The 19,932-nt window shown below is 70.1% G+C and carries 21 protein-coding genes; 7 read left to right on the top strand and 14 right to left on the bottom strand.

Going from position 1 to position 19,932, the window contains the following annotated elements; genetic code table 11:
- Positions 1–55: 55 nt before the first annotated feature.
- Positions 56–2,272: a serine hydrolase gene (locus LXT21_RS28775; RefSeq protein ID WP_407667068.1), complete on the bottom strand. Its 2,217-nt coding sequence runs from the start codon at positions 2,270–2,272 to the stop codon at positions 56–58.
- 2 nt (positions 2,273–2,274) lie between these two features.
- Positions 2,275–3,741, bottom strand: a complete 1,467-nt coding sequence (locus LXT21_RS28770; RefSeq protein WP_254041397.1) for a GDSL-type esterase/lipase family protein — start codon at positions 3,739–3,741, stop codon at positions 2,275–2,277.
- Positions 3,742–3,973: 232 nt separating this feature from the next.
- On the opposite strand from LXT21_RS28770, the gene LXT21_RS28765 reads away from it, so the two are divergent.
- The 3 genes from LXT21_RS28765 to LXT21_RS28755 all read left to right on the top strand — a co-directional run bounded on the left by LXT21_RS28765 (position 3,974) and on the right by LXT21_RS28755 (position 5,356).
- A complete protein-coding gene (locus tag LXT21_RS28765) occupies positions 3,974–4,327 on the top strand; it encodes a helix-turn-helix domain-containing protein (protein WP_254041396.1) in 354 nt (117 codons plus the stop codon).
- A gap of 84 nt (positions 4,328–4,411) precedes the next feature.
- Positions 4,412–4,789, top strand: a complete 378-nt coding sequence (locus LXT21_RS28760) for a response regulator (protein ID WP_254041395.1) — start codon at positions 4,412–4,414, stop codon at positions 4,787–4,789.
- Positions 4,790–4,846: 57 nt separating this feature from the next.
- Positions 4,847–5,356, top strand: a complete 510-nt coding sequence (locus LXT21_RS28755) for a MarR family winged helix-turn-helix transcriptional regulator (protein ID WP_254041394.1) — start codon at positions 4,847–4,849, stop codon at positions 5,354–5,356.
- Here the strand turns inward: LXT21_RS28755 and LXT21_RS28750 are convergent.
- From LXT21_RS28750 to LXT21_RS28740, 3 genes are all read right to left on the bottom strand, one after another.
- Positions 5,353–5,655 (bottom strand): hypothetical protein, encoded by a 303-nt coding sequence (locus LXT21_RS28750; protein ID WP_254041393.1) that lies wholly within the window; start codon positions 5,653–5,655, stop codon positions 5,353–5,355. The genes LXT21_RS28755 and LXT21_RS28750 overlap by 4 nt on opposite strands.
- A gap of 169 nt (positions 5,656–5,824) precedes the next feature.
- On the bottom strand, positions 5,825–6,841 hold the full coding sequence (locus LXT21_RS28745; protein WP_254041392.1) for an NAD(P)-dependent oxidoreductase: 1,017 nt from the start codon (positions 6,839–6,841) through the stop codon (positions 5,825–5,827).
- 264 nt (positions 6,842–7,105) lie between these two features.
- A complete protein-coding gene (locus tag LXT21_RS28740; protein ID WP_254041391.1) occupies positions 7,106–8,119 on the bottom strand; it encodes an NAD(P)-dependent oxidoreductase in 1,014 nt (337 codons plus the stop codon).
- Between the two features lie 190 nt (positions 8,120–8,309).
- Between LXT21_RS28740 and LXT21_RS28735 the strand changes: the two genes are divergently transcribed.
- Positions 8,310–8,900 carry a TetR/AcrR family transcriptional regulator gene (locus tag LXT21_RS28735; RefSeq protein ID WP_254041390.1) on the top strand — a complete coding sequence of 197 codons (591 nt, stop codon included), beginning with the start codon at positions 8,310–8,312 and terminating at the stop codon, positions 8,898–8,900.
- A 32-nt stretch (positions 8,901–8,932) separates the two neighbouring features.
- On the top strand, positions 8,933–9,868 hold the full coding sequence (locus tag LXT21_RS28730; protein ID WP_254041389.1) for a LysR family transcriptional regulator: 936 nt from the start codon (positions 8,933–8,935) through the stop codon (positions 9,866–9,868).
- Positions 9,869–9,877: 9 nt separating this feature from the next.
- Here the strand turns inward: LXT21_RS28730 and LXT21_RS28725 are convergent, their stop codons facing one another.
- Together LXT21_RS28725 and LXT21_RS28720 are read right to left on the bottom strand one after the other, a co-directional pair.
- Positions 9,878–10,468: an imm11 family protein gene (locus LXT21_RS28725; protein WP_254041388.1), complete on the bottom strand. Its 591-nt coding sequence runs from the start codon at positions 10,466–10,468 to the stop codon at positions 9,878–9,880.
- Position 10,469: 1 nt separating this feature from the next.
- On the bottom strand, positions 10,470–11,771 hold the full coding sequence (locus LXT21_RS28720; RefSeq protein WP_254041387.1) for an AHH domain-containing protein: 1,302 nt from the start codon (positions 11,769–11,771) through the stop codon (positions 10,470–10,472).
- Positions 11,772–12,031: 260 nt separating this feature from the next.
- Between LXT21_RS28720 and LXT21_RS28715 the strand changes: the two genes are divergently transcribed.
- Positions 12,032–12,973 (top strand): pirin family protein, encoded by a 942-nt coding sequence (locus LXT21_RS28715; RefSeq protein ID WP_254041386.1) that lies wholly within the window; start codon positions 12,032–12,034, stop codon positions 12,971–12,973.
- 43 nt (positions 12,974–13,016) lie between these two features.
- On the opposite strand, the gene LXT21_RS28710 is transcribed toward LXT21_RS28715, so the two are convergent.
- The 3 genes from LXT21_RS28710 to LXT21_RS28700 form a co-directional block, all read right to left on the bottom strand.
- Positions 13,017–14,024: a LysR family transcriptional regulator gene (locus LXT21_RS28710; protein ID WP_254041385.1), complete on the bottom strand. Its 1,008-nt coding sequence runs from the start codon at positions 14,022–14,024 to the stop codon at positions 13,017–13,019.
- A gap of 19 nt (positions 14,025–14,043) precedes the next feature.
- Complete coding sequence (locus LXT21_RS28705) at positions 14,044–14,649, bottom strand: hypothetical protein (RefSeq protein WP_254041384.1); 606 nt, start codon at positions 14,647–14,649, stop codon at positions 14,044–14,046.
- Between the two features lie 100 nt (positions 14,650–14,749).
- Positions 14,750–16,243, bottom strand: coding sequence for a sensor histidine kinase (locus LXT21_RS28700; protein ID WP_254041383.1), 1,494 nt, complete (start codon positions 16,241–16,243; stop codon positions 14,750–14,752).
- A gap of 258 nt (positions 16,244–16,501) precedes the next feature.
- Here LXT21_RS28700 and LXT21_RS28695 point away from each other — a divergent pair, with 258 nt between their 5' ends.
- Positions 16,502–16,885, top strand: coding sequence for a hypothetical protein (locus tag LXT21_RS28695; protein WP_046716969.1), 384 nt, complete (start codon positions 16,502–16,504; stop codon positions 16,883–16,885).
- Positions 16,886–16,934: 49 nt separating this feature from the next.
- On the opposite strand, the gene LXT21_RS28690 is transcribed toward LXT21_RS28695, so the two are convergent.
- From LXT21_RS28690 to LXT21_RS28675, 4 genes are read right to left on the bottom strand one after another with little or no spacing between them, the layout of a single operon-like run.
- The gene (locus LXT21_RS28690) at positions 16,935–17,978 is read right to left on the bottom strand and encodes a hypothetical protein (RefSeq protein WP_254041382.1); all 1,044 of its coding nucleotides are present in this window, start codon (positions 17,976–17,978) and stop codon (positions 16,935–16,937) included.
- A complete protein-coding gene (locus LXT21_RS28685) occupies positions 17,978–18,316 on the bottom strand; it encodes a hypothetical protein (protein ID WP_254041381.1) in 339 nt (112 codons plus the stop codon). Before LXT21_RS28685 ends, LXT21_RS28690 begins: the two co-directional genes overlap by 1 nt.
- Complete coding sequence (locus LXT21_RS28680) at positions 18,313–18,966, bottom strand: hypothetical protein (RefSeq protein ID WP_254041380.1); 654 nt, start codon at positions 18,964–18,966, stop codon at positions 18,313–18,315. Before LXT21_RS28680 ends, LXT21_RS28685 begins: the two co-directional genes overlap by 4 nt.
- Positions 18,963–19,859 carry a hypothetical protein gene (locus tag LXT21_RS28675; RefSeq protein ID WP_254041379.1) on the bottom strand — a complete coding sequence of 299 codons (897 nt, stop codon included), beginning with the start codon at positions 19,857–19,859 and terminating at the stop codon, positions 18,963–18,965. Before LXT21_RS28675 ends, LXT21_RS28680 begins: the two co-directional genes overlap by 4 nt.
- Positions 19,860–19,932: the final 73 nt, after the last annotated feature.

Genomic DNA, 19,932 nt, shown 5'->3' with positions numbered 1-19,932 from the left:
GCACGCGCGGCGCCTGCCCGTCTGCCCTCGAGGACTCAAAGAACGAGCCACCCGCTCAAGGCGACGGACGCGGGCGCACCAATCCGTGGTCATCCGGCACGGGGCCCGCGCCCCGGTCTCCACCGCTCCGGCTCGCCGGGTCCACCGAGGGCTCCGGCCGGGCCTCACGCGCGCGGCGCGCCTGACGCAGCGCCGCCTTCGCCTCGGCTTTGTGCCCCTGCGCCTTCTCCCGCTTCGCCAGCGCCTCCCACAACTCCGGCGACTCCGGATGCAGCGCCACCGCCGCGCGCAGCAGCCCCAGCCCCACGCGCGGAGACTCCGCCTCCGCCACGCGCTTGAGCAGCTGCGTCGGCGCCAGCGCCAACATCCCCTGAGGCGTCGCGAGCGCCTCGCGCAGGTGCCCCAGCACCTCCTCGTCCCGCTTCGCCACGAGCAGCGCCTGCGACAACGCCAGCCGCGCGTCCACGCTCCGCGGATGCAGCTCCACCGCGCGCTCCAGCCAGCGCAGCCGCCCCGCCTGCTGCTTGCGCCACGCGAAGCGCTCCGCGATGCGCAGCATCTCGTCCGAGTAGTCCGGCCGCACGTCCGGCGACAGCCCCGCCGCCTTCTTCACCACCGCCCAACGCGGCTCCGGGTTCGACTCCTCGTCCAGCCGCTGACGCCGCAGCTCCGGCACCTCCGCGCGCTTCCACCCCGCCACGAACCGCAGCAGGTCCGAGCGCAGCGGCTCACCGAAGCGCTCCGTGTCCTGCACCCCCTGCGCGTCACACGCCGCCAGGTAGTCCGCGAAGAACGACAGCGGCCCCTCCGCTGGATACGCCAGCAGCCGCTCCGGGCCCTGCGCCTTCTCCAACGTGCGCGCCATCTGCGCGCCCACGCGGATGAACACCGACCCCAACCGAGGGTCATGCCCACTGCGGATGCGCTCCAGCGCCACCTTGCCATCCCGCGCAATCGCCTTGCGGTCCAGCAGCTCCGACACCCGGGTGAACGCCCCCGGCAAATCCTCGTCCGCCGGCAGCGAGCCCGGCCCACGCGTGGCCCACAGGTGGTACGCGAGCCCATAGCTCGCGATGCGCCCCAGCCCCTCGTACACCACCGAGTCCACCGGGTCCGTGAAGTGCGCATCTCTCCGCGTGACGCCCTGCTCCAGCACCCCCTCCATCAACCGGATGGACAGCCGGCGCAGGCGCTTCGCCTCGCCCTCGATGTTCGTGGCCAGCGAGATGACCGTGTCCTCCGCCGGGAACATCACCAGCAACGTCGTCGTCTCCGGCTGCCCTCCCGCGTGCGCCACCAGGTAGTGACCGCGCAGCGGATAGGTCGCGAAGCCCATGCCGTAGTCCGTCAGCCGCCCGTCGCTCGTGGCCATGGACGCCTGCATCTTCCCCATCGTGTCGCGAGACACCAGCCGGTGCGCCAGCACCGCCCGACCGAAGCCGAGCATGTCCCCCACCGTCCCTCGCGTCCCACCACCACCGAAGCGGCTGGACACATCCAGGAAGCGAGAGGGCTTGAGCACCCCGTCCTTCACCCGATAGCCCGCCGCCTGGTGCTCATCGCGCGTGGCGGTGACATCCAGGTCCGCGTGCTCCATGCCCGCGGGCTGGAAGACATGCTCGCGCAGATAGTCGCGATACGACTGCCCGGACGCGGACTCCACCGCCGCGCCCAAGAGGTTGTAGCCCCACGTGCTGTACAGGTAGCGGGAGCGCGGCTCGAACGCGAGCGGCTTCTGGGAGAACAGCGCCAGCGCCTCCTCGGTGCTCACCGCCTTCACGTTCTGGGTCGACGCCACGCCGTCGTACGTGGGCACGCCGCTCAGGTGTCCCAGCAAATCCTTCACCGTGACGGTCCACTGCTTGGCCGGATACGTCGGCACCACCGTGTGGATGTCCGCGTCCAGCGACAGCTTCCCCTGCTCCACCAACTGCAACACCGCCACCGCGGTGAAGGACTTGGTGACGGACGCCATCCGGTACGTGGTGCGCGGCGTCGCGGGCAGCCGCTTCGTCACGTCGCGGTAGCCATAACCACACACCCACCGCTGCTCACCGCGGGACACCGCCACGGACAGGCCCGCCACGGGCCCCTGGGACAGCTCCGAGCGGACGATGGCATCCAGCGCCTTCGTCACCTCCTCGGGCAGCGCGCGCGGCGAGGCGCCAGCCTCGTCGGCCTCCACGCTCTCGCAGACCGACGGCAGCTTCGGCGCCGCGACCACCGGCGTCGAGACACAGAGGACGACGGCCAGCCACCCCGCGCTTCGCATCGTCATGGCACGGCCTCCACCCGCTCGGCCTGTGGCGCCACCTGGGCCACGGGGCCTTGGGCCGGAGGCGTCTCCACCCACGCGCGCAGCAGCGCGTCCGTCACCAGATGCCCCAGCACATCCAACCCCCGTCCACGCGGGTGCACCAGGTCGTCATGCATGAAGCCGGACTGGTGGAAGCGCGTCAGCGCGCCCTTTCCACCCATCGCCTCGTACAGGTTGAAGAACGCGCAGCCCTCGGCGAGCGACACCTCGCGCTCCGCCTCCACCACCGCCTCCAGGAACGGGCGCTGGGTGAAGGCCTTGCCCGAGTCCTTCGAATCGCGCACCGCGTCCATCGGCCCCACCACCAGACACGCGCTCGTGGGCGCCGCCACGCGGGCCCGCCGCAAGAGCGCGCCCAGGTCATCGCGCAGCCGCGTCAGGTCCGTGCGCTTCCACTCCAGGCGCTTGGACTCGTTGCCGCCCAGGAAGAACACCAGCAGCTTCGGCTCCCGCTCGGTGAGCTGCGAGCGCAGCGCCCCCTCCTCCAGTCGCGCGTACAGGCTCGCGTCCGCGGACGGCACCCCCAACATGTCCAGGACGATGCCGGGGCGCTCGTGCTGGAGCACCACGCCCTGCACCACCGCGCCCTTGCCCTCGGCCACCACGTCCACCGTCGTCGCGCCGGACGGCAGGTCGAAGCGCGTGGAGCGCGACGCGCCCGTGCCCTCCGGCGTCGTCCGCGCCAGCACCGTGTCGCCGCTCACCACGCTGAGCGCGCCCCCTTCCGGGACGTCCAGCCACCACAGCGTGCCGTGCGCCTCACCCTCCAGCTTGAAGCGGCTGCGCGCCTTCGCCTTCGTGGCCACGTGGTACACGCCGGTGATTCCGAACGGCAGCGGCGGCGCGCGCAGCTCGCCCAACGTGCGCGGCGTCCAACCACTCGCGCTGTGGCTCGCCCGGCCACGCCCACCGTAGGGCGCCATCCGGTCCACCAACAGCACACCCCGCCCCGCCGCGCCGAAGCCCGCGCCCAGGTCATCCCTCAGGATGTCCACGATGCGGTCACCCGCGATGAGTGAATTGCCGAACGCCTCGATGACGGTGGGCTTCTTCGCCGTACCCGACGACAGCGCGTCCAGCGACTCGAAGAAGGGCGCCAGCGCGGTGCGCGCGCACCCCTGCGCCACCGACGCCACGCACGGGTCATCCACCTTCGCGCCCGGAGCACCCAGCTTCACCGCCAGCGCTCGCGTCGACCGGGTCCGCTCGGACGGCTCCGGAGAAACCCTTCGAGGCGCAACGACGGGCGCCACCGGCACCGGGGGCCTCGGTGACGCCACGGCGGGCGTCGCCACCGCCGCGGGGACTGGCGCGGAGAGGGGACGTGCCTCGGAACCGATTTCACACGCGGTCAGCAGCCCGCCACAGGCCAGGACGCGGAGCACGCGCCCGACGCCCACCCACCCGACTTCCGAATGCGTCATGCGGCGTGCAGCGTAGACGAAAGCTTCCGCCCGCGCATTTTCCCGGCCTGCCAGGCCCCCTGCTCTCCAAGGGAGCCCGAACCACGCTCCCGCTCGCACCTTGCCCCCTGGTTTCGCGCGCGTCTGCGACACACAGGGCCTGCGAGTTGGCGAACAGGCCGATGCCAGGGTCCACACGCCAACAGACTCACTTCACTTGGGCCGCACCGTCCCCAAGTTATCCGCCACTCATATGGAGAAAGCGAAAAACAAGGTAGCGAACTGGACGAGGTTCCATCGCAAGTTCGGCAGCCATGTGCGCCAGCTCCGTAACAGCCGTGAGCTCACCCAGGAGGTGCTGGCCGAGCGGTGTGACCTCTCCGTGGATGCCATCCGTCGGATCGAGCGCGGGTCCTTCTCTCCCTCGCTCGACACGCTGGGCAAGCTGTCGGTGGGCCTGGACGTGTCGCTCAAGACGCTCTTCCAGGGGTTCGAGCACGAGCGCACCGGCGACGTGGCGGAAATCTGTGACTTCCTCTCGTGTCGCTCCGACCCGGAGGTGAAGCTCGCCCGGAGGGTGCTCCAGGCGATGTTCGAGGACCCGTAGTCTCTCTTCTCCGGACATCTGCCGGTGGAAACCGGCAGATGTTCCCTGTTCCCCACGGCCACGCTGACCTACGCACGCTCGCATATGTCGGGAGTCCCCGAAGGCATCCTCCTCGTGGTGGAGGACGATGCGGACCTGCGCGCCGCCGTCGTCGAAATCATCGCGACCACGGGACAGCGCGTGTCCATGGCGAAGGACGGCTTGGAGGCGCTCACCTGGCTGGAGGTGCACGGCCGTCCCAGGCTGGTGCTGCTGGACATGGGAATGCCGCGCATGACGGGCCACGACTTCCTGGAGCGCGTGGAGCGGCACTGGCCGCGCCTTCCCGTGGTGGCCATGACGACGCGGCCCATCCATCACCCGGGCGTGCTCGACACGCTGCTCAAGCCCTTCGACCTGGAGACGCTCCTGGAGCGGCTCCCCGTCTGGCTGCGTCGGGCGCGCGACCTGCCCCAGCCCTGAGGCGCGATTTCATTGCGCGCAATGCAGTCCGGGGGCATGTTGGGGAGAGGAGTGGTCATGTCCCCGTTGAACAAGAAGCGCGGCGACGCGCTGCACCTGGACGAGCAGCTGTGTTTCACCCTCTACTCGACGGTGCACCTGCTCAACCGCACGTACCGGCCGCTCCTGGAGAAGCTGGGCCTCACCTATCCCCAGTACCTGGCGATGATGGTGCTGTGGGAGGAGGACGGCGTCACGGTGAAGGCGCTGGGGGAGCGGCTCCTGCTCGACTCGGGCACGCTGACGCCGCTGCTCAAGCGGCTGGAGGCCGCGGGGCTGCTCAAGCGCGAGCGGGACGTGCTCGACGAGCGCCAGGTGCGCATCCGCCTGACGGCGGCCGGTCGCGCGCTGCGCGCCAGGGCGGAGGACGTGCCTTTCTCCATCCTGGAGGCCTCGGGCTGCTCGTTGGAGGAGCTCAAGGACTTGAAGGCCCGCGTGCTCGCCATCCGTGAGCAGCTGGGCGCGCGGCTGGGCGAGGAGTCCTCCGCCGCGGCGCCCCGGGGCAACACGCGCAAGAAGTCGGGCTAGCGCGCCGTCGCGGTGCGCGTCGTCCTGCCGCCGATTCCCACCAGCCGGCTCACCAGCTCCAGCGCCTGGGTGTAGCGGGTCATCGAGGCCTGGAGCGCGAGCAGCTCCGCGTTGGACAGCCGCTCGCCCGAGGGCGCCGACTGGATGGCGCCGACGAGCGCGCGCTGCCCCACCTCCAGCTCCTGCATGAAGCGGGAGATGCCGTCGAATCGATCCACCCGCTCCCCCGTGGGCACCGCGCGCGGCGCGCCCGCCTCGCTGTGGTCCGCCACCTTCACGCTCGAGACAGCCACACTCACGGAAGACCGATTCACCGAAGAAGGACGAGGGAGTGCTGCGGTCAGCGGACGCGACATGAAGCGGACTCCTGCGGGGACGGAGTGAGGGGGTGGCGCGAGTATCCGCCCGTGGACTGACAGCCGCCAGTCGGGTCGGCACGCCGGCCTCCTCTCCAGGCACTCGATTACGTCATACGCGGTGAATCCGCGTTCCCCACCCCTGGAGGCGGCTCACCACGTAGGCCGCGTCGAGCACGCCCTCGGGCGAATACAATCCGGGCTTCACGGGAGTCCCACCTCTGAGGCCCAGCAGCTGCTCCACGGCGAGCGCGGCGCCCTTTCCGCTCAGACCGGAATGGACGTCCGAGTCGACCAGCGCGTGACGCACGAGCGACGGCGTTCCGTCCGCCTTCACGCCCTCCAGTTCGATGATGACCTCGTGGCCTGGCCCCTGCCCCGGCGCGCGGCTGGACGCGGGGCGCAGCGCGAAGTCCAGGCGGATGTCACTCGCGTCCGTCACCGCCGCGAGCGAGGCCACGTCGAGCAGCGGATACGCGCGGCCGGTCCACTGCGTGCCGTCGACGCCCTGGAAGGTGCGGGTGATGTCGGCCTCGCGGGTGGCCCAGAGGAACCGGCCCTCCTTGCGGATGAGCGGGCTGGGCACGGCCTTCGCCACGCGGTCCATGTCGCCGAGCGCGGCGGGTCCGCCCACGTCGTCTTCATCGAACACGGCGGAGATGCGGATGGCGTGGACCTTCGCCAGCTCGCGCGCGAAGTGGACCGTGGCCAGGGCGACGGTGCCGCCGAGGAAGTGCCCGAGGAACAACGTGGGCGAGGCCGTGGGCCGCTGGACGTGGAGCGCGACCTCCGGGCCGATGTCGAAGACGAAGTCGGAGAACGACACGTAGGGCACACCCTGGTCCTGCGCGTACCGCATCGTCCGGAGCGAGTCGTCCTTGAGCAGCACCACCACGGCGCTGAAGGCGGAGCCCGGAGGCAGGCCCAGGTCATCGCGCTCCAGGTCGATGCGCACGGCGTCGGCGTTGCCCACTTCATGTGCGAGCGCGGACGCCCTCGTCACGTCGCGCGCGCCGATGCGGATGGGCAGTTCGGGTTGGAGGTCGCGGAGGGCCTTCACGGCGCGACGCCCGACGACGCCAGAGCCGCCGATGAAGAGGACGGGGTTGAGCTTCGATGCGTTGTTCATGACGGGATTCCTATGAGCAGGGTGGGAGAAAGAGGCCGTGCGTCCTGGCGCTGGCCTCGAACAGCGATGAAGGGCGGCGGCCGTGAATGAACGCCGGCCGCGAGCAGGGACAACGCGTGGCGCGGTGGCGACGTCCGCGGCCACCCGCCTCACGTCGTGGAGCCAGCGCGAATCAGAGGCGGCGCGTGCGGACACCGGCCTCCTCGAGTTGGCGCGAGGCAGAGGCGACACGTGCGGACACCGGCCTCCTCGAGCCAGCGAGAATCAGGAGAGGCGGCGCGTGCGGACCCCGGCTTCCTCGAGCCGGCGCATCAGATAGGCGGGCTCGATGAGGCCGTTCGGCAGGTAGAGCCCCGGCGCGACGGGAGCGCCGCCCGCGAGCCCCAGCAATCGCTCCACGCTCACGGCCACGCCCACCGCGGTGACGGGCGCCTGCCCCTGCGCGTGGCTCATCTCGTAACGCACGCGCGCCTTCGTGCCGTCCTGCAACGTGCCCTCGAGCTCGAAGAGTGTCTCGACGGAGTGGGACCCACCCTTGCGACGCCCGGCGGACAGGCCCACCACCGCGTCGAGCCGGATGGCGCGCGCCTTCGTCTCGGCCGCCAGGCTCACCGGGTCCGTCAGCGAGTACGCCTGCCCCACGTGCTCGTTCCCATCGCCATCGCGGAAGCGACGCTCCCCCGCCGCGCCGCCCACCCAGCGCCACTTGCCGTCCTCGAGGATGAGCGCGTTGGGCGCGGCGCTCGCGGCGCGCTCCAGGTCCGCGGACGCGGCGGGCCCACCCACGTCCTGCTCGTCCAGCACGGCCCCCATCGCGATGGAGTCCAGCGTCTTGAACTCCCGCGCGAAGTGGAGCGCGGGCAGCGTCGCCGCGCCCACCAGCCAGCTGGTGCCCAGCAACACCGCCGAGCGATGGGGCGCGTTCATGAAGTACGCCACCTCGGGCGCCACCTCGAACAGGCCCGTGGAGATGCCCAGGTGCGGGATGCCCTGGGCTTGAGCGAAGCGCAGCGCGTTGAGCGTGTGGTCCTTCACGAACAGGACCACGGCGCTGTACCCGCGCCCCTCGGGCAGTCCCAAATCCCCGCGCGACAAATCCACGCGCACCGCGTCCGCGTGCCCCAACCCCCGGGCCACCGCCTCCGCGCGGGCCACGTCCCTCCCGCCAATCGTGATGGGCAACTCGGGGTGGAACCGACGAAGCGTCTGGGCGGCCAACGAGCCGACGACGCCCGAGCCTCCGATGATGAGGACGGGCTTCTGCGTGGGTGAAGACATGACGGGTGCGCTCCCCTGCCAGCGAAGGCAGTGGTCGAGAGGGCCGGAGGACCGGCGCGGACGGGAATTCCAACAACCCTACAAGAAGTAAGTTACCAAAGGCAGGTCCGCAACGATTTCGTCCGGAGCCCACGTCGGTTGCGCGCCACGGGCCGGGCGGATAAGCCCTGGAGGAGCGGTGGTGACGCGCATGAGTGAGACCTCTTCCAAGAAGCTGCCCAAGGCCCAGCGACGCGAGCAGCTGCTCGACGTGGCGGTGGAGGTGGTGCGCGAGGAGGGCACGGACGCGCTGACGCTCGGGCATCTGGCCGAGCGCGCGGGGGTGAGCAAGCCCATCACCTACGAGCACTTCCAGACGCGCGCCGGGCTGTTGATGGCGCTGTACGAGCGCACCGACGCGCGACAGGTGGCCCAGCTCCAGGAGGCGCTCGAGCGCACGCGGCGCAAGCTGGAGGACGTGGCCCGGGTGATGAGCGCCGCGTACATGAGCTGCTACACCACGTCTGGCCCCGAGCACTCCGCCATCGCCGCCGCGCTCAAGGGCGACGGGCAGATGGAGGCGTTCCACCAGGGCCTCTTGGACCAGTACGTGGACTTCTACCAGCGCACGCTCGGGCCCTTCTGCGACTTGCCCCGGGAGGCCCTGCGCCAGCGCTGCGTGGCCATCATCGGCGCGGCGGAGGCCCTGTCTCGCGACGTGCTGCGCGGCGCCGTGGCGGAAGGCACCGCGGCCAACACGCTCGCGTCGCTCATCGTCTCCTGGCTGACCTCGCGCAAGTAGCACCGCCCGCGTCGATGTGATGCAGTCGCGCGGTGCTCGACAGCGTCACCATCGACCAGCTCCGGACGCTCCGCGCGGTGGCCGAAGAGGGGAGCTTCTCCGCGGCGGCGCGCAAGCTGGGTCAGGGCCAGCCCGCCGTCAGTCAGGCCATCCAGCGTCTGGAGAAGCAGCTGGGCCTGCGCCTCTTCGACCGCAGCAGCCGCGTGCCCCGACTCACCGCCAAGGGAGAAGCCGTGGTCGCCGCGGCCCACCGGCTCCATGAAGACCTGGCCACCTTCCAGTCGGTGGTGGGCCGCATCAAGAGCGGCGAGGAGACGAAGCTCGCGCTCGTGGTCGACGCGATGTTCCCCACGCCCGCGCTGCTCTCCTTCGTGCGCGAGCTGGCCCAGACGCACCCGGGCGTGGAGCTGACGCTGGAGGTGGAGCTGCTCTCCGCGGTGACGGAGCGCCTGCGCGAGCGCAAGGCGACGCTCGGCATCGCGGGCGCGGACCTGGACCTCACGGGCCTGGAGCAGCGGCCCATCGCGCTGTTGAGCATGTTGCCCGTCGCCGCGCCCTCGCATCCGCTGGCCCGCGTGAAGGGGCTCATCACCGAGGAGCACCTCGCCTCCGCCACGCAGCTGGTGCTGAGCGAGCGGCTGCCCACGGGCAAGGCGGGCACGGTGGACCGGGGCGTGCTCTCGCCGAAGCAGTGGCGCGTCGCGGATTTGATGACGAAACATGCGCTCATCCTCGGCGGCCTCGGCTGGGGCCACGAGCCCGAGCACCTGGTGCGCGAGGACCTGAACGCCGGCAGGCTCGTGCAGCTGAGGCTCGCCGCGTGGGAGGGAGGCCCTCCGCCCCGACGCCCGCTCGCCCTGGTGCGCCGCAAGGGCGTGCCGCTGGGCCCGGTGGCCACGTGGGCCTCGAACCGGCTCACGGACCTGTGTCAGCTCGCACTGTCCGCGGACCATCACACGACGCGCTGACCCGCTCGATTACTTCGGTCCTCCACTGGGGCCTGTCACTCGCTCGAACGACACCCCAAGGTTCCCGACTCCTTCAAGTGCGTCCTTGATCTCTTCCGAAACGATGAACGAAACCTTGAACTTCTTCAGTCGAAAGACTTGGGCGCCTTCTGTCTTCGAGGGGTCGATTCGCAGCCCGTAAATCCAGTTGTACTCCCCTTCATATCCAGGCGCAGGGTCGTCTTCGTCATAGTGATGCACCTCTCTGCACCGTGCCTCGTCGATGGCATCAACGACCCTGGTTGCGTTGACGACGAAGTACCGCCCAGGCGCTCCCTCGACGGACACCGGCAACAGCTGGACAACATCGGGAGCCAGGGTCCGGAACACGTTCGCGATGGCTTCGCTCCCAATGGGAGTCTCCTCCACGCCCGCGAACACGAACGTGCGCCGCTCGCCAGGATGCGAAATCCGGGTCCCGATGGGTCCAGGGTCTTGAAGAACGCGACCCTCCACGAACATCCAAGGCTCGTCAAAGGCCTCCCCGGAGCCCCGTGTCGGCGTCGCAAGGAGCCATTGGGGCACATCTCCAAGAACCACTGAGTAGAAATGGCGCTCCACCTCACCCCTCTCCTTTCACAATGAAGCTCCGCAGGTCAGAGCCCTGCGTCAGAAGCTCGTTGGAAATCTTCGCAAGCTCCTTTGTCAGGCTGGCCCGGCAGGCCTCCGGCGTCTGGCAGCGCGCGACAGAACGATTGAGGCGACGAACCACCTCTCGGTGATACAGCTCGGGGTGAGGCCCCTCGTGTCCCTTGAGCCGCACCTTGTTTGCGACATCCTCGAGGGACATTCCGGCCTTCTTGAAGATCTCCTCACACCTCGGCGTCCAAGGGCCACCTGTCGCGGCCGAAATCGTGTTCTTGGTCGTGCAGATGTGATGAACGGGTCCCTCCTCATCGCCAGGAAACCGACCCTCCGAGTACATCGCCAGGGCGGCGGCAGCTCCGGGCGCCAGGGCGACGTTCAGCACACCCGCGGCAGGCATCGCGATTGACGCCACCCCACCACTCATCGCCGCCCCGAGCTGGAATCCTGCCTCGGCCTGCCCTCGAAGCGCGGCCTGGGAGAAGCCTGGCAGCCTGGGGCCTTGGGAGGCCATCGCGCTCTTTCCTCCGAGGGCCGTCATGACGACGAGCACCAGGACGCGCGTGCCGTTCGTCCCCAGCACCTCTCCGAAGCGATGGCCGATTTCCTGTAACCCCATGACGCTCGTTGCCCTCTCTGCTTCATCCCACAGTCGCACGAAGCCCTGGCCAATCTCCCAGACCGGCACCACCCCCAAGTAGGCCACCATCGCCGCCGTCAATGCGACCGCGATGACCTTGGTGACCGGCTCGGGAAGGGCCATCGTGAGGAGCACCGTCAGCGCGGCGGACGTCACCAAGGCCTTGAGCGCCGTGGGGTTCAGCACCTTTCCGACCTCCGCCTCGACGCTCTCCCAGACGGAATCGAACGCGAAGGACAGCGCCATGAGCGTCCGGTCTCTTCGCGAGAAGGTGAGCCCCGTCCCGCTCACCAGCATCAAGCACTCGTCGCCGTCAGGGCAGATGCGTGAGGACAAGGACTCCGGAGAGGCTCCAGCCCCCGAATCCGCGAGTCCCTTCGACGATGCGAGCAATGTCCTGGACCGCACCCACCCTTGCTGGTCCGCCGCATCGGCTTCGCGGAAGGCGATATCCATCCGCAAGTCGAGGATGAGGCGGGTGAGGGCCGACTTGAACTCCGCCTCGCTCACCTCCACGGGCTCCACGTCCACGGACTCGTGGGTCACCTGCCTGCCGCCTCCAACGTCCACGTGGACGACTCGGGTCGTCGCACACCCACACACGAGAAGCGATGACGCGACAAACCCCATCCATCGCATAGAGCCTCCGAAGGCAGCCACCCCATTAAAACCTGGAGGTCAAGCTATCCTCACTTCAGCAGAGCGATTCAAGGAAGCGGCGCCCGCTCGCCCTGGTGCGCCGCAAGGGCGTGCCGCTGGGCCCGGTGGCCACGTGGGCCTCGAACCGGCTCACGGACCTGTGTCAGCTCGCGCTGTCCGCGGACCATCACACGACGTGATGCTAAGCATCATGGGTGGCGGCGATTTACACCGCGCCTCCCGCCCTTACTGTTTGGGTCATGAGCACCACGACCCAGACACTTCCTCCCCCCACCGTTCCCCATGCGCTTCCCCGCGCGCGGACGCTCGAGAGCGTCCACGGCGGCGGGCCCCTGCACTGGGTCGGTGACGGCTTCCGCGTCAAGACGCTCGTCCCCAGTGGCGGCCTCACCCAGGAGCGCGTCAGTCCCTTCCTGCTCCTGGACCACCATCCGCCGCACGCGTACCCGCCCCTCGCCAAGGGCCAGCGCGGCGTCGGCTGGCACCCGCACCGGGGCTTCGAGACCGTCTCGCTCGCCTTCCAGGGCGTCGTCGCGCACCGTGACAACGCGGGCCACTCGGGCGTCATCGGCCCGGGCGACGTGCAGTGGATGACGGCCGCGTCCGGCATCCTCCACGAGGAGTTCCATGAGAAGGCCTTCTCCCGCCACGGCGGCGTCTTCGAGTTCCTGCAGATCTGGGTGAACCTCCCTCGCGCCGACAAGCGGGCCGCCCCGGGCTACCAGCCCATCACCGCGGCCCAGATTCCGACCGTCCCCATCGAGGGCGGCACGGTGCGCGTCATCGCGGGCGACTTCGCCGACACCCGAGGCCCCGCCCGGACCTTCACGCCCATCACCCTGCTCGACGTCAACGTGCGAGCCGGAACCCAGCTCGAAGTCCCCCTGCCCCGTGGCCACAACGCCATGGTGCTCGTCGCCTCCGGCCGCGTGTCGTCCGGCGGTGAGCGGGCCACCTCCGGGGAGCTGGCCGTGTTCGCCAACGACGGCGAGCACCTGACGCTCCTCGCAGAGGAGGACACGCACCTGGTGGTCCTCGCGGGCGAGCCCATCCGCGAGCCCATCTTCCACATGGGCCCGTTCGTCATGAACAGCCAGCGCGAGCTGTTCCAGGCGATTCATGACTTCGAGACGGGCCGCTTCGGCGACCTCCCCGAGGATGCGCCCGGCACCACCGGGTAGGTGAAACGCGACGCCCGTCGGAGCCCCGTGCGCCGACGGGCGATCAGCGTCCCCGGGCCCGACGCGCGGCGGCCGGCGGCTTCGCACGAGGCTCCGCCGCCCGCGTCATCGAGTGCTCCTTCAACACCTCCACCATCAGCTGCCGGAAGTAGCGCGCGCCGGGGTCCGCGTGCGTGCGCTCGTGCCATATCAGCGACATGAGCATGGGCGGCGTGTGGATGGCCAGGCGCAGCCGCTTGACGGGCAGCATCGCGCACAGCGCGTCCGCGGTGCGCCCCGGCATTCCCGCCACGTAGTCCGTGCGCGTGACGGCCATGCCCGCGGCGATGAAGTGCGAGACGGACAGCGTGGGGTTGAACTCCAGGCCGTGCTCCTTGCAGAACTCCTGGAAGTACCGGTGGCCGACGCCCGGACGCCCCTGCGCGATGACCATGCCGATGTGCTGGGAGGCGTTGAACTCCTCCTTCGTCAGCGTCGACCCGCGCAGGCGCGGATGCTCCTTGCGCACGAGGAAGGCCACCTCCTCGAGGTAGAGCTCCTCGGAGAAGTAGCCGTCGCGCGCCGCCACCATCTGGGGCGCCAGCGCCGCGTCCACCTCGCCCGTGGACAACCCGTCCGAGGCAATCAGGAAGTCGATGCTCACCACACGCAGCCGCGCGCGGGGAAGCTTCTGGGCGAAGGCCTCCACCACGCGAGGCACCTCACAGACATCCTGGTTGTCGCCACACGACAGCGTGAAGGTGCGCGTGCTCTCCTCGGGCACGAAGCGCTGTCCGTCCACGGCCACCTGCAGCTGCGCCACCGCGTTGACCACGAGCGGCCGGAGCTCCTCGCAGCGCGGCGTGGGCACCAGGCCGCGTCCGCTGCGCACGAAGAGAGGGTCCCCCAACATCTCCCGCAGCCTCGCGAGCGCGTTGCTCACCGCGGACTGCGTGACGTGGAGCTGCTTGGCCGCGTCCGTGGCGCTCCCCGTCTCCAGCACCGCGTGCAGCACGAGGAACAGGTTCAGGTCGATGGCGGACAGGTTCATGACGACACGGGCATAGCGCACGTGCCGTCATGAAGGCACCTCAGGAGCGCTGCGCGCCCGACAGCATCGCCGCCACCTGGGGGTCCAGGCGGAAGGACTCGAAGAACGCCTCCGCGTCGGCGGGCGGCTTGCCCTCCGGGTGGAGCAACAGCTGCTGATAGAGCCGGGGGCCCACCAGGAAGAAGCGGCCCTTGAGCCGGCGCGGTCCGGAGATGCCCTCCACCTCCCAGCCCGGGAAGCCCTCCAGCGTCAGCGGCCGCGAGGACACGCCCGTGGCCCCCAGCGCCTCCAGCGCGCCCATGCTCGCGCGCGACACCACGTCGCTCGGCTTCGCCTGCGACACGGCCGACGCGGGGAAGTCCGTGTACGAGACGTAGTACGCCGTGGACGCCTCCTTGCGCTCGGCGATGAACGTATGGAGTGTCACCTCGCCCACATCCGTCAGCTGCGAGCGGCGCTCCTCGCTCACCGGCCCCGGCAGCGCGACGGAGAAGCCGCCCTCCGTGGACTGGACGACAGAAGCACTGGCGGCGGCCGACGGGGCCACCGGGGCCTCGGGCGCCGTCTGGCGGGAGGCACACGCCCCCAGCAGTCCTCCCACGGACAGCAGGATGGCGAGCGGCGCGACCCGGCGCGAATTCTTCATAATCCCTGCGACTCCTGGCATGTGGCCCGGAAGGTACGTCCTACGAGCGTCCGGCGCACCCAGCCTCCACGACACGAGCGTCACGCGCAACGCTTTGCGTCTAGTGCCAGGCGTCCGGCCCCCCGCCCCGGGCCTCCGGGGCCGGTCCCTCGGCGTCGTGCGACTTCTCGCCGCCCACCCGCGCCAGCCGGACGCAGAAGGTGGACCCCGCCCCGGGCGCGCTCTGCACCTCGATGTTCCCGCCGTGCGCCTCCACGATGCGCCGGGCCACGGACAGCCCCAGCCCCACCCCCGGAGCGCGCTTGCCGCGCGGGTTGCCCAGCCGCTGGAAGGGCGCGAAGAGGATGGCCATGTCCTCCTCGGAGATGCCGATGCCCTGGTCCTTCACCAACAGGAGCACGTGTGACTGCTCCCCGCGCACCGCCACGTCCACGCGGCTCCCCGCCGGTGAGTACTTCAGCGCGTTGCTCACCAGGTTGGCCATCACCTGCTCCAGCCGGTCCGGGTCCGCGCGCACGAAGAGCGGCGCGTCCGGCACGTCCAGCTGGAGCACGTGTCCGCTGTCGCTCGAGCGGTACAGCTCCACCACGCCCCGCGCCAGCTCGCGCGCGTCCCGCACCTCCGGGCGCAGCTCCAGCTTGCCCGCCTCGATGCGCGTGGCGTCGAGCAGGTCGCCCACCATGCGGTCCAGTCGCTCCACCTGACGTCCCACCAGCGCCAGCGTGCGGTGCATGCGTTCGGGCGTGAGCTGGGCCTGGCTTCGCTCGGACAGAGCGGTGGACAGCTTCAGCGCGGACAGGGGGTTTCGCAGCTCGTGGGCCACGCCGGCGAGGAAGGCGAGCTGCTGCTCCTGCTGGTACGTCAGGCTGTTGGCCATCTCGTTGAAGGTGCGGGCCATGTCCCGCAGCTCCGTGGGTCCCGCCACCGGCGCGCGCGTGCGCTTGCGGCCCACGCCGAAGCGGCGCATGGACTGGCTGATGTCCTTCAGCGGCTGGAGCGCGATGCGCTGGAGCAGGAACGAGCCCACGACGAAGGCCACCAGGAGCAGGCCGCACAGCGACAGCCCCACGGTGTTGCCCAGCCGGTTCAAGTCCGCCGAGGCATCGCGCGCGACGCGGGCCTCCTCCACGTTGAGCTGCACCAGCCGCTCGAGTGAATCCAGCGCCGCGTCCATCGCGGGCACCACGGGGGCCAGACGCGTGCGCTCGGGCAGACGGAGGGCCCCTCGCTGGGCCTCCAGGTAGCGCCCGAAGTCTCCTTCCACTTCCTGGATGAGGGCCCGCTCGGCGTCGGAGACGGCGTTCTGCTCCAGCCCGTCGAGCAGGAGGGGGAACGAGGCCTCGATGCTCTCCACGGAGCGACCGCGGATGAGTTGGGAGCGGGTGTCCTGCGGGCCCGCGCCGCCGCTGAGGCGGAAGTGGTTGAGCAGGTCGATCTCCAGCTCCTCCGCCATGTGCAGCCCGTCCACGGAGTTGCCGAGCGTGTTCGCCGAGTGGTTCTGCGCGTTCGTGAGGACGATGAGCGCAGTGGCGGCGACGAGCGTCAGGAGGGCCAGTCCGCCCATGGTGGCGGCCAGCCAGGCGCGCAGGCTCATGGTGCCTCCCGGAGAATCACGCGGGCGGGACGGGTCACGGTGGAGGCCCTCCTGGAATGGGGACGGGTGAGACGGCGGTGCCCCTTACCTGACTGGAGGAACAAGCCCAGGGCGTGGGGGATTCACCGAGTGGACAGCGGCCCGGCGCGGGGGTGGGTTCCCCGCACGGTGTCAGCACCGGCGGCGGGCAATCGTGCTAGGGAGGTTTCAGCGAGGCGGGCGAGCGAGCGCCTGCTGGCCGCGCGCGAGGTCACCACCATGGACATGCTCCCCCAGCCGAGTCGTACCTTGAAGTTCGATGGTTTCTGGCGCTGGCTCCAGGAACACACCCAGTGCATCCTCCGGTGCGGCTCGGTCGACGCGATGCTGTACGACCACGACGACTTCCACTGGGTGGTGCTCGAGGAGGACCGCCAGCACATCATCCAGGTGCTCAAGGGCAAGGTGCTCGTGGGCGAGCTGGTGATGGCGGGCCGTGAGGTCACGGAGGTGAACGTGGCGCCGGACCCGGACTCGGGCACCCAGGGTCACTTCCTGGTGGAGCTGATGGGCGGTCCGAAGGAGGACCCGCAGGTGCTCTACCACTTCATCATGGCGCACGGCATCGACCCCGCGCCGGGCCACAAGGACCTCAAGCACTGAGCACCGCCGCGTCCTGTGCTCCGTTCATCGCGGAGCACGGCGCCGGGGTTCAAGCGCCGAGCAGGATGCGCTCGATGAGCGCCACCGCGTCCCGAGCGCCATTCGCGTAGCTCGGCGGGTCCCGCCTCGGGCGCGAGCCCGCCAACTCCACAGCCCGCTCCACCAGCTCCTCGGGCGTGCGCGCCAGCTCCTCGGGGCGCAGCCGCACCGCCTGCCGGTCATAGCGCCGCTCCCGCGCCAGGGCCACCAGCGGAGTGCCCGTCACGCGAGCCTCCTGCACGGTGTTGTAGCCACCCGCGCCCACCAACACGTCCACGCCGGACATCACCGCCAACGCGGGCCACACACGCAACGGACGGGGCGCGCCGTCACGCACCACGTTCTTCTTCCGAGGCGTCTTATCCGAGAGCCAAGGCCCCGGAGGCGCGAGCCACCGCACCGGAGCCAGAGCCCCGAGCCGCTCCTGCAGCCGCGCGGCGATGAGCCCCGCCTCCTCCACCTCCACCGCATTGCCGCTGCCCATCACCGCGACGAGCGGACGCATGTCATCAGGCGCCACACCCAGCCGCTCACGAGCCTCCTCGCGCCCCAGCCACTCCTCACGGCCGAGCAACAGCCACGGCTCCGTGCGCACCGCGCGAGGATGCCCCGCGAAGGGCGCATCCTCACCAGGGACGAGCAGCAGATGAAAGTCCTCCACCGCAGCGGCGATGTCGAAGCGCGCGACGTACGTCGGATTCAGGTCGCGATGCACCAGCACCTTGCCCACGCGCAGCGAGGGCAGCAGCGGCGCCAGCTCCCCCACCAGCCCGCGAGGGAACGTGTCCACCACGAGCAGGTCCGGGCGCACGCCGTCGAGCAGACAGTCCACCGTCTCGCGCATCGCGGCCTTGCCCAGCTCCGGGCTCAACCGGTGCACGTGCACCTCCGGGCCGAGCACCGCCTCCAACGGGACATCCGGCGCGAAGGGGCTGTTCGTCACCAACGTGACGTGATGACCCTTCCGAGCCGCATTGCGCGCGAGCCCCGACGCACGGGTGAAGTGCCCCATGCCGCCCCCCAGGGCGTAGATGAGCCAGCGCGCGGAGGTCATCAGCTTCCGCCCAGGTCCTCCTCGAAGGAGGCATCTTCCTCGTGGCGCAGGCTCTCGCCGTCCGCCTCGGTGAAGTCATGCGGGTCCCTCGAGGAGCCGCTGCCCCACGACGAGCCACGGCCGTAGTAGCCATAGTCGTCGTAGTAGGTGCTCGCCTCGTCCGAATCCTCGGACAGCATGCCCGCGCACCCCGTGCAGACAACCTGGTCCTCTTGCGAGGTCAGGTGCATCTCGCAAGCGAGCTTGCCGCACAGCTCGCAGTGGGTGCCCGCGGGCATCCCACACTCGCGGGGCAACAGGAAGCCCAGCCCCACCTGACAGCCAGTGTTCGCGCTCATGGCGTGGGTCCGGAAGGCGGCTGCTGGAGTTGGTGGAGCAGCGCCACGCGCAGCGGCAAGGACACCGACTCGAACGCGAGGCACGCCGCCGCGTCCGCGCGCACGAGCGCATGCGTGGAGAGCGTCGTCTTGCCCTGGGCATCGCGCAGGGACACCTTGCCCTCGCGCACCTTCACGCGAGCAACCTCCGCGCCCTGAGCATCCTGGACACGGGCGCCCTCGTCATCCGGGGACACGGTGTAGAGCAGCGAACCCTTGGCGTCGGTGAGGCGCCAACCGGGGCCCTGGATGGAGAGCGTGTAGAGCACCTGCTTCTGCTCGCCATCGCGCACGATGAGCGCGCCACCGGACGAGCCGAGCACATACCCCAGCGCCACATCATCCGGACCGGAGACCTTGAGGGAGGCGCCCTTCCACTTGAGGCGCGCCAGCTCGCGCTCGTCACCGTCGACGAGCTTGGCGCCATCGTCCTTGGGCTTGAGGGAGAAGCGCTCGCGGCCGTCGCCGTCCTTGAACTTGAGCTTGCCCGGCAGGGGCACGTCCTCCGCGGGAGCGGCGGCGCTCGTGGGGACCTGGGGAGGCTCGGAGCCGGAGGGACGCGAGCAGCCCGCGACGAGCAACAGGCAGAGGAGGAGTGGGAGGCGGCTCATGAAGCCCTCGAGGAGAGGTGCTTGCCACGCGCCGAGGAGGCGTGGAGCACCTGGAAGAGGCTCAACAGCATCATCAGGCAGGCCCGCGTCGCGTCAGGCTCCACCTTCCATTCCGAGTCCATGTGGGCGCGCATGGCGAGCTTGTCCTCCGTCACGTCGAGCCGGGACAGCTTCACCGTGGGAGGCAGCTTCACGGCCTGCTGGGCCTGCGCGCGCATCTGGGCGAGGCCCGGGTGACGCTCGGGCTTCACGCGCAGCTGGGCCTGGAGGAACGTGGCGCCCTTGCGCCTGTGCTTCGTCTTGTACTTGCCGCGCGGGTTGCGCCGGGTGCGCGTGCGCTTCTGCAGCCACTCGGTGAGGGAGAGGCGCAGGTGGGTGCCGTCGCGCAAGCGGGCCTGGAGCGACAGCCACGCATCCTCGAAGTCTCTCGTCTCCCAGCCGGTGGGTGTCTTCCCCTGGCGGGTGAAGTTCGAGGAGTGGTCGACGGGCTGGAAGTCCAGCTCCAGCGTGACGGGCTCCTGCGGGTCGATGTCGCGAAGCAGTGGCCGCAGCAGGCGAGCGGGCAGCTGGTAGCGGCGGTCTTCGAGGTCGCATCCGGCGTAACCGGAGACCTTGAGCTGCAGGAACACCGTGACCCCGAGTGACAGCATGCCCAGCGCCACCATCCACCCACCGAGCCCGGTGTCCGTGAAGTTATGGAGGATGATGGCCAGGGCGAAGAAGCCGCCGCAGACCGTCAGGACGACACCTCTGCGGCGACGCCAGATGTTGGCCTGCTCGGCCATGCGCTCATCGAAGTGCCCGAGCAGGTCCAGGTCCTCCATCAACACGGACACCGGCGCGGTGTTGCGGTAGTGCTTCTCCACGCGGAAGCGGTCGATGTCGAAGGACACGATGGGAGCTCCCCCTCGGAGCGACGATACGGAGGCGCTGAGTGTATGGGTCGGCGGGGGGCGGGGCAAACGA

This window comes from Myxococcus guangdongensis, assembly GCF_024198255.1.
Classification (GTDB): domain Bacteria; phylum Myxococcota; class Myxococcia; order Myxococcales; family Myxococcaceae; genus Myxococcus; species Myxococcus guangdongensis.
Note: the sequence above shows the minus strand (reverse complement) of the source record. Positions and strands in the feature narration are given on the sequence as shown.

Coding starts and splice junctions, on each gene's coding strand:
- LXT21_RS28775 (WP_407667068.1), bottom strand. CDS start 2,272: ATGCGAAGCGCGGGGTGGCTGGCCGTCGTCCTCTGTGTCTCGACGCCG.
- LXT21_RS28770 (WP_254041397.1), bottom strand. CDS start 3,741: ATGACGCATTCGGAAGTCGGGTGGGTGGGCGTCGGGCGCGTGCTCCGC.
- LXT21_RS28765 (WP_254041396.1), top strand. CDS start 3,974: ATGGAGAAAGCGAAAAACAAGGTAGCGAACTGGACGAGGTTCCATCGC.
- LXT21_RS28760 (WP_254041395.1), top strand. CDS start 4,412: ATGTCGGGAGTCCCCGAAGGCATCCTCCTCGTGGTGGAGGACGATGCG.
- LXT21_RS28755 (WP_254041394.1), top strand. CDS start 4,847: ATGTCCCCGTTGAACAAGAAGCGCGGCGACGCGCTGCACCTGGACGAG.
- LXT21_RS28745 (WP_254041392.1), bottom strand. CDS start 6,841: ATGAACAACGCATCGAAGCTCAACCCCGTCCTCTTCATCGGCGGCTCT.
- LXT21_RS28740 (WP_254041391.1), bottom strand. CDS start 8,119: ATGTCTTCACCCACGCAGAAGCCCGTCCTCATCATCGGAGGCTCGGGC.
- LXT21_RS28735 (WP_254041390.1), top strand. CDS start 8,310: ATGAGTGAGACCTCTTCCAAGAAGCTGCCCAAGGCCCAGCGACGCGAG.
- LXT21_RS28720 (WP_254041387.1), bottom strand. CDS start 11,771: ATGCGATGGATGGGGTTTGTCGCGTCATCGCTTCTCGTGTGTGGGTGT.
- LXT21_RS28715 (WP_254041386.1), top strand. CDS start 12,032: ATGAGCACCACGACCCAGACACTTCCTCCCCCCACCGTTCCCCATGCG.
- LXT21_RS28705 (WP_254041384.1), bottom strand. CDS start 14,649: ATGAAGAATTCGCGCCGGGTCGCGCCGCTCGCCATCCTGCTGTCCGTG.
- LXT21_RS28700 (WP_254041383.1), bottom strand. CDS start 16,243: ATGAGCCTGCGCGCCTGGCTGGCCGCCACCATGGGCGGACTGGCCCTC.
- LXT21_RS28695 (WP_046716969.1), top strand. CDS start 16,502: ATGGACATGCTCCCCCAGCCGAGTCGTACCTTGAAGTTCGATGGTTTC.
- LXT21_RS28690 (WP_254041382.1), bottom strand. CDS start 17,978: ATGACCTCCGCGCGCTGGCTCATCTACGCCCTGGGGGGCGGCATGGGG.
- LXT21_RS28685 (WP_254041381.1), bottom strand. CDS start 18,316: ATGAGCGCGAACACTGGCTGTCAGGTGGGGCTGGGCTTCCTGTTGCCC.
- LXT21_RS28680 (WP_254041380.1), bottom strand. CDS start 18,966: ATGAGCCGCCTCCCACTCCTCCTCTGCCTGTTGCTCGTCGCGGGCTGC.